Origin of the sequence: Kiloniella litopenaei (assembly GCF_000982415.1) — a bacterium.
Classification (GTDB): domain Bacteria; phylum Pseudomonadota; class Alphaproteobacteria; order Kiloniellales; family Kiloniellaceae; genus Kiloniella; species Kiloniella litopenaei.
In genome coordinates, this window is the sequence record NZ_LANI01000005.1 from 58270 (window position 1) to 72816 (window position 14547).

13 protein-coding genes are annotated in these 14547 nt (G+C 43.9%); 8 read left to right on the plus strand and 5 right to left on the minus strand.

The window, feature by feature from the left end:
• Positions 1 to 32: 32 nt before the first annotated feature.
• From WH95_RS08410 to WH95_RS08420, 3 genes are read left to right on the plus strand one after another with little or no spacing between them, the layout of a single operon-like run.
• Complete coding sequence (locus WH95_RS08410; protein WP_046505604.1) at positions 33 to 1949, plus strand: ABC transporter ATP-binding protein; 1917 nt, start codon at positions 33 to 35, stop codon at positions 1947 to 1949.
• The gene (locus WH95_RS08415) at positions 1949 to 2947 is read left to right on the plus strand and encodes an ABC transporter permease (RefSeq protein WP_046505606.1); all 999 of its coding nucleotides are present in this window, start codon (positions 1949 to 1951) and stop codon (positions 2945 to 2947) included. Before WH95_RS08410 ends, WH95_RS08415 begins: the two co-directional genes overlap by 1 nt.
• On the plus strand, positions 2944 to 4131 hold the full coding sequence (locus WH95_RS08420; protein ID WP_046505608.1) for an ABC transporter permease: 1188 nt from the start codon (positions 2944 to 2946) through the stop codon (positions 4129 to 4131). Before WH95_RS08415 ends, WH95_RS08420 begins: the two co-directional genes overlap by 4 nt.
• 38 nt (positions 4132 to 4169) lie before the next feature.
• Here WH95_RS08420 and WH95_RS08425 read toward each other — a convergent pair whose 3' ends face one another.
• The 3 genes from WH95_RS08425 to WH95_RS08435 all read right to left on the minus strand — a co-directional run bounded on the left by WH95_RS08425 (position 4170) and on the right by WH95_RS08435 (position 7223).
• Positions 4170 to 5492, minus strand: a complete 1323-nt coding sequence (locus tag WH95_RS08425) for an adenylate/guanylate cyclase domain-containing protein (RefSeq protein ID WP_046505610.1) — start codon at positions 5490 to 5492, stop codon at positions 4170 to 4172.
• Between the two features lie 131 nt (positions 5493 to 5623).
• A complete protein-coding gene (locus WH95_RS08430; protein ID WP_245622946.1) occupies positions 5624 to 6463 on the minus strand; it encodes an MBL fold metallo-hydrolase in 840 nt (279 codons plus the stop codon).
• A gap of 64 nt (positions 6464 to 6527) precedes the next feature.
• Positions 6528 to 7223 carry a response regulator transcription factor gene (locus tag WH95_RS08435; RefSeq protein WP_046505615.1) on the minus strand — a complete coding sequence of 232 codons (696 nt, stop codon included), beginning with the start codon at positions 7221 to 7223 and terminating at the stop codon, positions 6528 to 6530.
• A 663-nt stretch (positions 7224 to 7886) separates the two neighbouring features.
• Between WH95_RS08435 and ribA the strand changes: the two genes are divergently transcribed.
• From ribA to WH95_RS08455, 4 genes are all read left to right on the plus strand, one after another.
• Positions 7887 to 9020, plus strand: coding sequence for a GTP cyclohydrolase II (ribA, locus tag WH95_RS08440; RefSeq protein ID WP_046505618.1), 1134 nt, complete (start codon positions 7887 to 7889; stop codon positions 9018 to 9020).
• A gap of 188 nt (positions 9021 to 9208) precedes the next feature.
• Positions 9209 to 10276 carry a hypothetical protein gene (locus WH95_RS20525; RefSeq protein WP_052741883.1) on the plus strand — a complete coding sequence of 356 codons (1068 nt, stop codon included), beginning with the start codon at positions 9209 to 9211 and terminating at the stop codon, positions 10274 to 10276.
• 85 nt (positions 10277 to 10361) lie between these two features.
• Positions 10362 to 10892: a L,D-transpeptidase family protein gene (locus WH95_RS08450; protein WP_046505620.1), complete on the plus strand. Its 531-nt coding sequence runs from the start codon at positions 10362 to 10364 to the stop codon at positions 10890 to 10892.
• Between the two features lie 84 nt (positions 10893 to 10976).
• Positions 10977 to 11540, plus strand: a complete 564-nt coding sequence (locus WH95_RS08455) for a hypothetical protein (RefSeq protein WP_046505623.1) — start codon at positions 10977 to 10979, stop codon at positions 11538 to 11540.
• Here WH95_RS08455 and WH95_RS08460 read toward each other — a convergent pair.
• Positions 11537 to 12217 (minus strand): YggS family pyridoxal phosphate-dependent enzyme, encoded by a 681-nt coding sequence (locus WH95_RS08460; RefSeq protein WP_046505626.1) that lies wholly within the window; start codon positions 12215 to 12217, stop codon positions 11537 to 11539. The genes WH95_RS08455 and WH95_RS08460 overlap by 4 nt on opposite strands.
• Positions 12218 to 12277: 60 nt before the next feature.
• Positions 12278 to 13111, minus strand: coding sequence for a sulfotransferase domain-containing protein (locus WH95_RS08465; RefSeq protein ID WP_082114056.1), 834 nt, complete (start codon positions 13109 to 13111; stop codon positions 12278 to 12280).
• A gap of 373 nt (positions 13112 to 13484) precedes the next feature.
• Here WH95_RS08465 and WH95_RS08470 point away from each other — a divergent pair, with 373 nt between their 5' ends.
• On the plus strand, positions 13485 to 14537 hold the full coding sequence (locus WH95_RS08470) for a porin (RefSeq protein WP_046505629.1): 1053 nt from the start codon (positions 13485 to 13487) through the stop codon (positions 14535 to 14537).
• Positions 14538 to 14547: the final 10 nt, after the last annotated feature.

Genomic DNA, 14547 nt, shown 5'->3' on the forward strand with positions numbered 1-14547 from the left:
ACAGGGTTTAACAACGGGGCCAGAGTATAATCGTGGACGATCTGTTACAGGTCAAAGACCTCCGTGTCGCATTTAAGCTTCCAGAAGGCACTTTGAACGCCGTCAAAGGCGTATCCTTTCGTATTCCAAGGGGAAAAACAGTTTCTCTGGTCGGTGAATCAGGATCGGGTAAATCCGTTGTCAGTCAGGCAATCATGGGAATCTTACCCAAAGTAGCTGAAATTGCAGGCGGAGAGATTCTCTTTTCCGACCCGGAAAAACAGGGTGAAATCCTGAATCTGGCAAGGATCAAACCTGATAGTAAACAAATGAGACAAATCCGCGGTGGTCGCATCTCTATGGTTTTTCAGGAGCCCATGACCTCGCTTTCGCCAGTACACACCGTTGGTAACCAGATCTGCGAAGCTTTGGAACTACATCGGGATATTACCTCGGCTCAAGCACTGGAACTTGCAACCGACATGTTACGTATGGTCGGGTTCCCCGACCCAGCCCGCGCAATGCGTACCTATCCCTTTGAACTTTCAGGTGGTTTGCGTCAGCGCGCCGTCATTGCCATGGCACTGGTATGCCACCCCGTCCTACTGATTGCCGACGAACCCACCACAGCGTTGGACGTCACCATTCAGGCACAAATTCTGAAGCTTATCAAAGATTTGCAGAGCGAGCTGGATATGTCCGTTCTGATGATCACCCACGACCTTGGCGTTGTTGCCAATATGGCCGATGAAGTCGTGGTCATGTACCACGGCGAGGTAATGGAAAGCGGTACGCTGGAGGATATTTTCAGAAAAGCCGAACACCCCTACCTCAAGGCCTTGCTTCACGCGGTTCCTCGTTTTGATATGAAGCCGGATGAACGGCTCAAGCCAATTCGTGAAATTGAACACCACCCTGATAATCCTATTCTCAAGGCAAAGAGACAAAGACGAAAAATCTGCAAAGATGATCCCCCTTTGCTTGAGGTAAATAACATCTCAAAAGCCTTTTCTATCAGAAAAGGAGGGTTTTTCTCTCAAAAATCAGAAGAGAAAGTACTCGCCGTCGACGATATCAGCTTTTTTGTCAATCGTGGGGAATGCCTCGGTTTGGTCGGGGAAAGTGGGTGCGGGAAAACCACCCTGTCAAAGATCATTATGCGTGCTCTAAAGCCCGATCAGGGGTCAATTATTTTCCGCGATCAGGATAATAATCCGACAGATGTTTTAGCCCTGGAGAAAAAAGAGCTCTTTAAGTTTCGTGAACGTGTTCAGTTCATGTTCCAGGATCCTTATAGTTCGCTCAACCCCCGCATGACTGTGCAGGAACTAATTGGAGAACCCCTGCTCATCCATGGCATGAAAAATCCTAAAGAGCGACGAAAGTACGTTGAAAGCCTAATGGACGTGGTTGGATTGGCACCAATGCATATAAATCGCTATCCACATTCATTTTCAGGGGGGCAGCGTCAACGGATCGGGATTGCCAGGGCACTGGCCCTACAACCCGACCTTTTGATCTGTGACGAGCCTGTTTCAGCCTTGGATGTCTCTATTCAGGCACAGGTTCTTAACCTGTTGAAAGATTTAAAAGCAGCTTTGGGTCTGACCTATATTTTCATCAGTCACAATCTGGCAGTTATCGATTACATTGCTGATCGGATTATCGTCATGTGCAGGGGACGATTGGTTGAAACTGCCCCCAAGGAATTACTCTTTAAAAATCCTGTTCATCCCTATACCCGGGCATTGGTATCTGCAGTACCTGATCCCGATCTCGACCATCCACTCGATTTAAAGGATTTATTGGAGGGCAAAGCTTCTGTGCCCGAAAACTGGCCAGCGCCTTTTACTGTAAATGAGCAACACGAGATGGCCATGGTTGATTTGGGTGGTGGACATTATGTACGCGTCCATAAAGGCACTGAGAGTGATGCCATCCCTCAAGCAGATATGAGGGAGAACGCGTAATGTTGACCTATATCGTGAATCGTATTTTGGCCATGGTGCCAACACTACTTATCATTTCAGCAGTTATCTTCACATTGATTCAGTTGCCGCCCGGCGACTATCTGGAAACACAGATTGCCGAAATGCAGGCACAGGGTGAAAACGTCGATCAGGAAAAAATCGATTATCTCCGCACCGAATACGGTTTGGACAAACCCATGTACGAACAATATTTCGATTGGGTTTTTGGGCTTTTACAAGGTGATCTTGGCTATTCATTCGAACATGAATTACCTGTAACCGAAGTTATTGGTGATCGGATCACCTTAACCATTGTGCTCGCCCTTGCTGCAACGCTCTTTACCTACGTTCTTTCCTTCCCCATAGGTATCTATACCGCTGTAAAGCAATACTCTGTCGGTGATTATGTTTTCAGCTTTGTCGGGTTTATCGGCCTTGCAACACCTAACTTTTTGCTGGCTTTGGTTTTGTTATATTTTGCCAATGTCTGGTTCGGTACATCTATTGGCGGCCTGATGGATGATCAATTTATCGGCAAGCCCTGGAGTGTAGATAAAGCGCTGTCCGTCTTGGAACATCTATGGGTTCCCGTTGTCGTAATTGGAACTTCCGGTACCGCAGGTATGATCAGACGGCTACGCGCGAATATGCTGGATGAACTATCCAAACAGTACGTCATTACTGCCAAAGCCAAGGGCCAAACGCCCCTCAAAATCCTTTTGAAATATCCACTTCGTTTGGCAATAAACCCTTTTATAGCAGATATTGGATCTATTCTGCCTGACTTACTTTCCGGGTCTGTCTTGGTCGCGGTGGTCATGGGATTGGAAACAACCGGCCCAATGCTGGTCGATTCACTCTTGAGCCAGGATATGTATCTCGCGGGGTCATTTCTTATCATCGAAGCATCGCTTGTTGTTATCGGGGTTTTCCTTTCAGATCTTATTCTTGCCGCAATTGACCCCAGAATTCGTCTGGGCGGGGGAGCTGAAAAATGAGCAAAAACACAACAGATCATCAGCCCCAAAATCGGCCAATGGAACACTACGTCAATCCAGCCCCTTTTGATCCCCAATCGGTCACAAAACTGACGCCACAGCAAGAACGCTATTTCACGGCATCGCAATGGCAGATCATGTGGTGGAAGTTCAAAAAACACAAATTGGCGGTTTATTCCGGGGTTATACTGCTTTGTATGTATGTGGTTGCCATTCTAGCAGAGCTGGTCGCCCCCTATAATTTACATAACAGGGAAACAAAATTTATCTATGCCCCGCCGCAGGCCATTCACTTTTTCCATGAAGGCGAGTTTATAGGGCCCTTTGTCTATGGCTTTGACTACAACCTCAATATGGAAAACCTGAAACGTGAATATACCCCGAATACATCTGATATTCAGAAGTTAAACTTCTTTTGCCGAAGTGATCAGGAGTATGAGTATCTTGGTCTAATCAGCGGAGATTTTCATTTCGTCTGTCCGGCAGAGAATGGAACGCTTTTCATCTGGGGAACTGATCGTTTAGGACGAGATGTTTTTAGTCGGATTATCTATGGGTCAAGAATTTCTCTAACCATTGGGCTGATCGGTGTTGCCATCAGCTTTGTGCTTGGCACCTTCTTTGGTGGTTTGGCCGGATATTTTGGTGGTCTGGTCGATAATTTTGTGCTGCGAGCCATTGAAATACTCAAATCCTTCCCGAGCCTGCCATTATTCATGACTCTTTCCGCTCTTTTACCTGTCACTTGGAGTCCTTTGGGCGTTTTCTTTGGCATATCTATCATTCAGGGTTTTCTGGATTGGCCGGGTCTAGCCCGCGCGGTCAGGTCAAAATTGTTGAGCCTACGCGAAGAGGATTTCACCACAGCAGCGCAGTTGATGGGCGCTTCACATGCAAGAATTATTGGCAAACACCTTTTACCATCTTTCAGCAGCCATCTTATTGCCTCTGCAACCCTGGCCATTCCCATGATGATACTGGGTGAAACCAGCTTGTCTTTCCTTGGTCTTGGTCTAAGAGCACCCATCACATCTTGGGGCGTATTGCTAAACGAAGCGCAAAATATTAGTGCTGTTGTTCTATATCCATGGCTGCTGTTACCCGTACAGCCTGTGGTATTGGTCGTACTCTGTTATAATTTCTTGGGTGACGGACTGCGTGATGCAGCAGATCCCTATAAGTAACTTTTAGTGTGGTGAGAAATGATTATTGCTCACCACACTTAGTTCGCGATAACCACCAGATCCATTGCTTCGGTAACACCCATAACCTGACTTTTCTCCAGTACCTTTGGCTCTAATAAAGGCTGATATCCTTGTTCAAGTGCTCTCTGATAGGTCGTGTGGTCTGAAATAGCGCGTGCACCAACGTCTTTATTGTGCTTTTCAAGCTTTGCAGACAAGTTCACAGCGTCACCAATTACCGTATATTCCAAACGTGTATCATCACCCACAGCCCCAAAGAGAACGGGTCCAACCGCTATTGATCCATTTACCAACGGGGCTTCTTCACCGTTATCTCTTTGCCATGCCGCTGTTACATTCATCAACTCGTCCATGGCTCTTAAAGCGTCGGCCGCATAGGTTTCCGAAGGAACAGAAGCACCAAAGGTTGCCATAATACCATCGCCCATAAACTTATCGATTGATCCGCCATGCTTTTGGATAATCGGAACACAAAGCTGCTGATATTCAGCCAAAGTGCCCATGACAACCTCGGCAGATTCAACCGCTGCTAACTTTGTAAAGCCTCGCATATCCAAATTCATAATCGCAGCTTCGCGTCTTTCAGCACTTCCCACCATTATTTTATCTTTTGAATGGGCAATCTTTTTCGCAACTTCCGGGGAAAAGAAACGGGAAAGTTCTTGGGCAGCCTGTCGTTCAGAAACGGAATTGATCAACAAGGCCCGGGCACGCACAAGGGCAACAGCCAAAATAAGCGTTACAACCAGAATAGAGATTATCTTATCAAACTCTGCACCCAGAAGAATGGAATTTGACGTCATGTAATGCACATAATCACGCGTTATCATGCTGTCCATGGAATCCACAGAGACAACGTACATAATCATTATGCCCCACCCCAAGGCCGCGAATAATCCAGCAATAACAACGAACTTTGCTTCAAACCGTAAGGCCCTGATGGCTATAAAAATAAATACATAAAGAAGTGTCGGCACTTTCAAATAAAAACTTGGGGGTTGATTGTACTGAATATGAAAGCTCCAGATCAGAACCATCAAAAGCGTCATATCAAACAATGCTGAAACGGCGAGCGACCAGTCAGGTAGATGAAAATTATAAGCCCAAACAATCCGAATGAGTGTCAAAACCAGATAAATGCTCAAGGCCCAGGGAACAGGAGCAAAGGTCACATCTTCGTTAAAGGTTTTAGGTGAAATCAGATAAAGGGACCCAAAAATAGAAACGACCCCCAGCTGAATCCAGCCAATCAATCGTTCTGTTTTATCTTCTTGCTCATGAATGGCTTTCAAGACCCGCTCTGGCAGAGCTGTTTCATTGACCGGGCTAAACCATTTCATATTCATAATCCTGAATTTAAAACAACTGATTGTGGTCAGTTATGCGGTAAATTTAAAGAAATTCTGTTGTTTTATTCTACAGGAATATTGATCAAGCCATAGTCAGAATAATGTGATTCAGGGGTAAATTATTATAGACTAAGAACCAGGCCTTCTTTGGCAAACAAAGTGCCCGACCGTAATTTTTCTGCTTTCTCAGCTTCAATATCCAGAAAATCATCATTATGACAGGGGTCATGATGAAAGGCGATTAATTGCTTAACATCAGCCTGTTCACATAAACGTACCCCTTCTTGCCAAGTAGAATGCCCCCAATCCTTGAATTTCGGGAACTCTTCATCTGTATAGCTGCTGTCATAGACCATACAGTCAGCCCCTTGGACAAGTTCCAAAATCTGCCTATCCGGTACGCCCGGGGTATGTTCAGTATCCGTTATATAACAAAAGGATTTGCCTTGATATTCCAAGCGATAGCCCGTTGCCCCATTTGGGTGATTCAAAGGGGTCGTACGAACCTTGAGCCCCGGATAAGGTTCTAACGTTTCCCCCCCGTGAAAATCATGGAACGTTACATTTGCTGAAAATATCTTAGGTGGCACCGGAAACAAGGGTTCAGCCATATAACGGCACAAAATTTCATGAAGATTGCTTTTTTGCTCTAATAAATGCCCCGCCCATAACCGCACTTTATTTTTAGGATAAAAATTCGGACCGAAAAAAGGCATGCCCATAATATGGTCATGGTGTGTATGTGAGAAAAAGATATCGATCTGCTGCTTATCACTCGCCGAACATATATTCTGCCCCAAAGACCGAATACCTGTACCCGCATCGAATATAAAATGGTGATCTCCACAGCGAACCTCTACGCATGACGTATTCCCGCCATAGCGCCTGTGGCTGTTTTCCGGGCAAGGTATAGAACCTCTTACTCCCCAGAATTTCACTGTAAAATCACTCGTTGCCGACACCTTTAATCTCCCGGCTATTTCATAGCCAAATGCAATAGTTCACAGATCCTTTGCCAAGATATCCCTAAGGCACCAAACGATAACCACCAGGCTCTGTTACTAATAACTTTGCATTCGATGGGTCGATTTCAATCTTTTGTCGTAATCTATAGACATGAGTTTCAAGCGTATGCGTGGTTACACCAGCATTATATCCCCATACTTCGTTAAGGAGAGTATCACGCCCGACAACCTGAGATCCCTTACGATACAAATACTTAAGAATAGACGTCTCTTTTTCAGTCAGGCGAATTTTCTTTTGTGTTTCACCCTCGATAAGAATTTTTCCACTTGGCTGAAAAGTATAGGGCCCAATCGTAAAAACGGCATCTTCACTCTGTTCATGCTGGCGAAGCTGGGCACGTAATCGAGCTAAAAGTACCCCGAGGCGAAACGGCTTGGTTATATAATCATTGGCACCGGCATCCAAACCAAGAATAGTGTCGGCATCTGATTCAGCCGCCGTCAACATTATAATAGGACTCTTCACCCCTGCCCGACGCATAAGGCGACAAACTTCACGTCCATCCATATCGGGAAGACCAACATCCAGCAAAATAGCATCATAGTAATCGTCTTTGGCCTTTTCCAGGCCTTCCATACCATTAACAGCTTCTGTTGTTTCAAACTCTTCATGTAGATGCAGCTGCTCTCTTAACGATGAACGCAACGCGTCATCATCATCGATAAGCAATACTCTACGGCCGTTTGAAGTCGTCATCCCATAGGCCCCTTATCTGTTTCCCTGTTTTACGACACAGTTTTTATTTCACTGTTTCATTATATTGCCGGATTTTCTATCCAAATCCATTATTTCCACAGCATTCAAATAACCAGCTTTTATCTAAAAATAACACTTATTTAGATAACACTCGCCTTATCCACATTCAAGTTCACCTGATAAATCTATATTTTGGCATCAATTATAAAGGTGGCTATAAACAAAGAAGGTTACACTTTAGCTATCAAAATTATATATATGGTCTCATTTAGAGTTTACCCATATCAAGATATTTTATAGAAATTACAAATAGAAATTGATAAACAATCCGTGTGATCCCTAATATCATTGAATTAAAGTCACTTAATTCATGTAACCACCTGATTACCCAGCGTTTGTTACTAATATTTACAAAAAATACTTTTAACTTTTTCCATCACATCTCGTAAAATGTCTAGGACTGTCGCAAATCCCTTATCACTGCTTCGTATTTTCACTCTTTCCATTCCTGCCACTTTGTTATAAGTGACCATGGGATTTAGACATTTATCTGGAATGTCAAAGCATCGGTTCCTAAATAATGAGCCGATCACTGTTCTTTGGTGATATATTACCAAAGGCCGTGATTACCAATGTAACCAAGCCGGACGAAAGAACTGACCAGTGCCAGCGCTAGAAGAAAATGCCGCAAGGATCCTCCCTGCTGTTGAGCGGGCTATTGCAGAATTGCGCCGTGGAGCAGCCGTTATTGTTCAGCGCCCAGATGGACAATCTGCCCTAATTCAGGCATCAGAAACGTCTTCAGAAGAAAGCTTGAACGAGCTTCGGGAGATCAGCAATGCTGAACCTTGTCTTCTTTTGACGGCACGACGCGCAGCGGCAATTGGTATTAGCGAGGCAGAACCCCTGATCAACACGACCGAAGTTATCGCCTTTGCCTTGGACGGTATGTCTCCTGAAGCCGCGGCTTACCTCGCGGATCCCGTACATGACCCTTTGGGTATCAATCTACGACATGATAACTTTCTGACGACCGAAGTTCCGGAAATATTGGCCCGAAACGCTGTACTTTTGACGAAACTGGCCTGCCTGCTTCCCGCAGCTCTTTTTGTAAATTTACCTGATGGTACTGACAAACAACTTGCAGAAGAACATAATCTTCTCGTCGTTTCAGCCGATGATATTTCCAGCTATCGCAGCACAGCGGCCTATAGCCTGAAAAAGGTTGCATCAGCTCAAGTTCCCCTTGAGATGGCCGAAAAGACAACTGTTGTTGCCTTCCGTCCCAAAGATGGTGGCACAGAACACCTTGCACTGGTAATCGGTGATCCCGATCCAAATCAACCAACCCTTATCCGGCTGCACTCTGAATGTTTTACCGGTGATCTTCTTGGTAGCTTGCGGTGTGATTGTGGTGACCAACTTCGCGGTGCCATTCGCCTTATGGAAGAACAAGGTGGGGGTATCCTCCTTTATCTTTCACAAGAAGGTCGTGGCATTGGCCTGATGAACAAGTTACGAGCCTATGAACTTCAGGATAGGGGTGCTGATACGTCTGATGCCAACGAACTTGTCGGCTTTGATCCTGATGAGCGGGTTTATATCCCCGCCGCAGAAATGCTGCGCCAGCTAGGGTATGATGAGGTCAGACTTCTGACAAACAATCCGGAAAAAGCCACTTCCCTTATAGAATGTGGCATAGAAGTCATTGAAATGGTCCCACACCACTTTCCTTCCAACGGACATAATGAGTTTTATCTCAAAACCAAAGCCACACGTTTTGGGCACAAACTTTAAAAAATATGCACTTAAAGTATTAAATTAAAAGATGCTAACGCTGCATCGGCAAGCTTTTCCCCATTTCGGGAAAAGTATTCCTGCCCGTTAAGAAAATTAAACCCAAAACACGATACAAAAAGCCTAAATAAACTGGCCCGATCATTGCATTGATATTTTCGCATTAACGATCAGGTGTTATCAGGCTTATGTTGGATCAGCTCTATTCTCAAAAAAACATCCCAAAGGGACAGATACGTTCCGCAGTTCATAATGGGCAAAATAATACAGATTCAAGATCTGAACACACTTCAGCGCCTTTTCCGCAATCACAAAACGCCCAGATCCTTAAAGTAGCCCTATCCCAAGAGCATGTCCCGGAGAATCCGTTTAAAGGTGAACTGATAAAAACCAGCACCACAGATTCAAATAAAAAACTTGCAACAGAAGAAACAACACAACAGCAAAACATAAACGAGAACGACCAGAGTTTTGGCTTTTTTGATTTTCTGGACGTTATAAATCCTTTGCAACATATCCCCGTAATTTCAACATTATACAGGGAAATAACGGGCGATGAAATCCAACCCGCAGCACGGGTGGTTGGGGGGATGATCTACGGGGGACCTTCCGGGTTTATTTCAGCCATCGCAAATTCGATTTCAGAAGAAACAACTGGCAAAGATATAGGCGAAAACATTCTGGAGGCTTTTCTGGGATCTGATGAAGAAGAAACCCCAGTTCAAGTAGCAGCGGTCGATCCTTTGTCCGAGAAGGCTCCACCGCCCTTATTCTCTCAGCTAGCTCCAGCAATCCCCCCAGCACCCTTACCAGCATCTGGGCAGCAACCACAGACTAATAATGCTCTAAATACCAGTGCTGCACCCTCTCCTCTTGAAGGGAAAGCAGCCCTAGCCGCTCTTTACGACGATATAACATCTACAACAACAGCATCACATCCTATTCAGGCATCATCAAATTCCCCTTCAAATTCCGATTTAATGATACAACAAGCGGCTTCTGAACCTCTCCCCCCTTCCAAACCCGGCAAATGGTTTCCACTCTCAGGCAGTAATGTTCTTATTGCACAAGCGTCACATTCCCCTCAGTCCATACCAACAAAAACGAGGACACAACAAATCACACCCGCTATAACTGCACCTGCCACTAACAACCTACCATCAGCCGAAGAAACAATTGCTGCGATTGAAAGTGATTTTGCCACGAACCTGTTAAACGGTCTGGATAAATATCAGGAACTAAAAAGCAATAATTGAAACCTCGACAATCCAGATTGAATATGTATGTTTGGCCCAAATTATATTTCTGGCTTACGACTAAAGACTGACTTCGGGCAAAGACATGGATCTCATCGTTCAATCAAGTAATGGCAAATGGCAGGCATCATTAGGTGACAAGACGTGGTCTTGCGCCATTGGCAAAAATGGTACCGTTCCCGCTAAAGAAAAAGTTGAGGGTGATGGCAAGACACCGATAGGAAGTTGGGCTTTAACAAAAATTCTCTATCGCGCAGATCGTATATCACTGGAACAAAGAAAAATGATAGGTAAGTCAATTGAAATTGCACCACTATGCCAAAGAGATGGATGGTGTGATGAGCCTGAGGATCCCTATTATAACAAAGCTGTCATTGTACCCTACACATCCAGCTACGAAGTCCTCTGGAAAGAGCAAGAAAACACCTATGATCTGATCGGCCTTCTCAGCCATAATTCCAATCCAGTCATTCCAGGCTTGGGATCAGCAATTTTTCTGCATGTCGCAAAGCCAGATATGACCCCGACAGAAGGCTGTGTTGCCCTTGAGATCAATGATCTCTTGGAGCTACTTTCTCTATTAGACAATGGATCAAAAATTAAGGTAATCGGGTAACATCTTCTCAAAATGTCTGATGTATTTTTTCAGATTATCCCCATATTAAATAATTAAGAATGAAAATTTAAGAAAGCCCAAAGCATGAAAAAGACTCTTTCTTATGTAACTATAAGCCTTTTACTGACAGGGTGTGCGGCCTCTGGCTATGACAGTCTTCGTTCTACTTACTATTCATTGGCATATACAAAAGGGGATGCCCTGTTAGCTGCAAATGGTCAGGCAATAAAAGTGAATGTTGTCTCTAAAGATGGGAAAGAAGCACTCGAGAAAAATGTTTCGACTGGCCTGAATAAATATGGTCCAAAGTGGCTTGACGCAAAGTATGCCCCCGCCTCTGCCATACAGAATAAAAGTCCCTATCAAATGAAATGGGCTTTTAATGTGCCTGAAAGTGGGAATGCAATCTCCATCTGCAGAGAAGATTACGATTCAAATCCAGAAAATTTTGCCATAAACAATACAAGCGTTGTTCTAGCAGCCTTTTGTGTAGATAACAGAACCCTAACAAGCTTAAGGGCACGGGTTTACTCTGCACCAGATACAGAAGAGTTTTCAAAGACCATCGGGCTTATCGGCAGAAAGCTGTTAACCACAACAAATCCAGAGAGATTTGATGACTGTACGAATTTCGATGATTGTACTTAGTCTACACCGGTATAATCACGAGCTCCAAAAATACCTGAACCGACCCTGACGTGGGTCGCGCCAAAACGAACCGCCAAATCAAAGTCATTACTCATACCCATTGATAGATTTGGCAAATCGTATTCCTTTGCAAGCTTAGACAAGAAGGAAAAGTGTAGCGAAGGTTCTTCATCTACTGGCGGAATACACATAAGCCCCGTAACTCTGAGATCTTGTTCATGACAAAGGCCGATAAGTTCCTTTAAATCATCGGGTAAAACACCTGCCTTTTGTGGCTCTTCACCTGTATTCACTTGAATATAGAATTCAGGCTGTTTCCCCAATTTCTTTATTTCCTTGGCCAGCGCTTTAACCAACTTAGGTCGATCTACAGTCTGAATGACATCAAAGGTCTCAACAGCTTCTTTTGCCTTATTCGTCTGCAAAGGACCGATAAGATGCAACTCAATTTCTTCTCTTTTATGACCAATCTCGGCGAATTTTTTTTGGGCTTCCTGAACTTTATTCTCACCAAAAACCCGGTGCCCAGCTTTATAAGCTGATACAATATCCTCAACAGGCTTTGTTTTGCTTACAGCTATCAAAGACACATTCTCAGAAGCCATTAAAGACTCTACTCTAGAAAGCTCTATCTGATCGCTAATGTTTTTAAGATTTTTGGCAATATCAACAGACATCGTTACAATTTTCTACAAGCTCTAGACAAAATTTAGGTTCACTACAGTTCGAAACCAGGATTACAAATAGCCAAAACGCTTCATCTGTGTCTTATGATCTTTCTCAATACGATAGCGTTGTTTATCGGTTAAAACCTCTCGCCATCCACCGGCTTTTCCAGAGCGAAAGAATTTTTCACTTTTGTGAGATCTTTCAATAAAACCTTTTTCAGCTTCCAATGCTTGTAGTTGTTTAAAAGAAGAAAATTCCACAGCACGTTTTATACGTTCTTCGTCCTTTGTAACCCCTAGTTTACGTGCCAAACTACCAAGTTCTTTATGAGGGTCAGCTAACATATCTTCATAACGCAAAACGATGAGACGATTATGTTTGACCTGTGTCCAAGACTTCACATGTTGCGACCAGCTACTATAAACTTCATAAATTTGACTTTTATCAGGTTCACTCATTGCACTCGATTTACTCATCAATTCAATTGTCTCATCCAGGGAAACACCGAAATGATCTGCTCCAGAAACGGCAACATCCCTTGGGTCTCTTACTATATAAATTGCTGCCGCAGTTGCAGACATGTTACAAAGTGGTTGCCCAGAAAATTCCCCTAGGTAGTTATGCGTTTTTAATAGCACGACATTCTTATTGATATTGACGGCCCTTTTTTGAGCCTCGATTCTCAGCTTAGCAATATCCATAAAAGACAAATCATCGAATGATTGACCTTCTTCCAACAAAGGAGCAGTCCATGATTTACTCGCCTCGGACATACAAACTTCAGCAACACGATCAGGTGTAATTGGTTCCTGTTCATTTAAAATCAGGTTAGCCAGAAAAATCCTTGTCCATGTGTTTCCCGACTTAGGATAGGAAGAAATCCAAACAATTCCTGGCATCATAAACTCCAAAATTTAAATACGCTGAATGCTACTAGTATATTTGTTAAACAATAAATACCGCGTGATGGAAGATAGATATCAATGCCTTCACCTACTAGCAAGTGTACATATTTATACTGAATCTAATAAAGATGAATTCAACAACTTCATTTATGTTTCCCCCATCCTTACGTTAATTTTGAATAAAAATTCTTGATCCCACGGTGTACACGGTCACTGAGATACTCAAATATGTTGCATTCATGACACAGTAGTACTTAAAAACAACAATTGTGTAGATTCCAGTGTTGCAGAACTTTGAAGGCTAGTGATACAAAAGCACACGTTAATTGATGGCTTGAAGCCTGATTTATTTTTTTGGAGATCGAATATAATGAAAAAAGTACTGCTTGCTAGTTCAGCTCTTGTAGCTGGCGCAGCTTTTTCAGCACCAGCTATGGCTGCTGATGGCGAACTCGTTTGGTCCGCATTCACACAGTTCCACGTTTCTTCTACTGGTGTAGATGACGATTCAACTGTTGCTGGTGGCGACACTAACAACGGCGTTGACTTCAACACTAACTCTGAAATTGCTCTTACTTACACAGCAACTGCTGATAACGGCCTAACTTATGGTCTTCACATTCAGCTTGAAGCTGATCAGAGCAATACAAACGACGTTGATGAAAACCACATCTTCCTAGAAGGAGATTTTGGTAAAGTTCTTCTTGGTGACCAGGATTCTGCTGGTGATGCGTTGATGGTTTCTGGTTCATCAGTTGGTTTCCAGTTCGGTATGTATGGTAACTACACTGGTTCCATTCTTGGTGGTGCCTACACTTCTGGTGCAAACACTGCTGCTGACTTCGCTGATGCTGGTGATGACACAAAGATCACTTACTTCACACCAAACTTCAATGGCTTCAAAGCTGGTATCTCTTACGCACCAGACGCTGATGAAGGTAACTCTGTTTCAACTGGAAATACTTCACGTGACAACCACATTGATGGTGGTATCAACTATTCTGGTAACTTCAACGATTTCTCAATCGATGCAGGTCTAGTTGGTGGTACACACGAAACACAGCAAGCTGGTGCTGATGACCAGACTTATTACGCTGTTGGTGGTGGTCTAATGGTTGGTTACGCTGGTTTCAGCGCAGCTGTTGGCCTTATGCACGAAGACCAAGAAGATACTTATGACCAGAACACTGTTGATCTAGGTCTAAGCTACGGAACTGGTCCTTGGAGCTTCGCTGTTGGTGCAGCTTGGTCCGAGCGTGATAACGACAATGCATCTGATACAGAATTCACAGCTTACTCTGCTGGTCTTGGCTATCAGGTTGCTCCAGGTCTTAAAACTTGGGTTGGCGGTACAGTTGGCGAATACGAAGACGCTGCTGAAGACTTCACAAACATCCAAGCTGGTGTAGCTGTATCATTCTAATTGATACCTA

Coding starts and splice junctions, on each gene's coding strand:
- WH95_RS08415 (WP_046505606.1), top strand. CDS start 1,949: ATGTTGACCTATATCGTGAATCGTATTTTGGCCATGGTGCCAACACTA.
- WH95_RS08420 (WP_046505608.1), top strand. CDS start 2,944: ATGAGCAAAAACACAACAGATCATCAGCCCCAAAATCGGCCAATGGAA.
- WH95_RS08425 (WP_046505610.1), bottom strand. CDS start 5,492: ATGAAATGGTTTAGCCCGGTCAATGAAACAGCTCTGCCAGAGCGGGTC.
- WH95_RS08435 (WP_046505615.1), bottom strand. CDS start 7,223: ATGACGACTTCAAACGGCCGTAGAGTATTGCTTATCGATGATGATGAC.
- WH95_RS20525 (WP_052741883.1), top strand. CDS start 9,209: ATGTTGGATCAGCTCTATTCTCAAAAAAACATCCCAAAGGGACAGATA.
- WH95_RS08450 (WP_046505620.1), top strand. CDS start 10,362: ATGGATCTCATCGTTCAATCAAGTAATGGCAAATGGCAGGCATCATTA.
- WH95_RS08455 (WP_046505623.1), top strand. CDS start 10,977: ATGAAAAAGACTCTTTCTTATGTAACTATAAGCCTTTTACTGACAGGG.
- WH95_RS08460 (WP_046505626.1), bottom strand. CDS start 12,217: ATGTCTGTTGATATTGCCAAAAATCTTAAAAACATTAGCGATCAGATA.
- WH95_RS08465 (WP_082114056.1), bottom strand. CDS start 13,111: ATGATGCCAGGAATTGTTTGGATTTCTTCCTATCCTAAGTCGGGAAAC.
- WH95_RS08470 (WP_046505629.1), top strand. CDS start 13,485: ATGAAAAAAGTACTGCTTGCTAGTTCAGCTCTTGTAGCTGGCGCAGCT.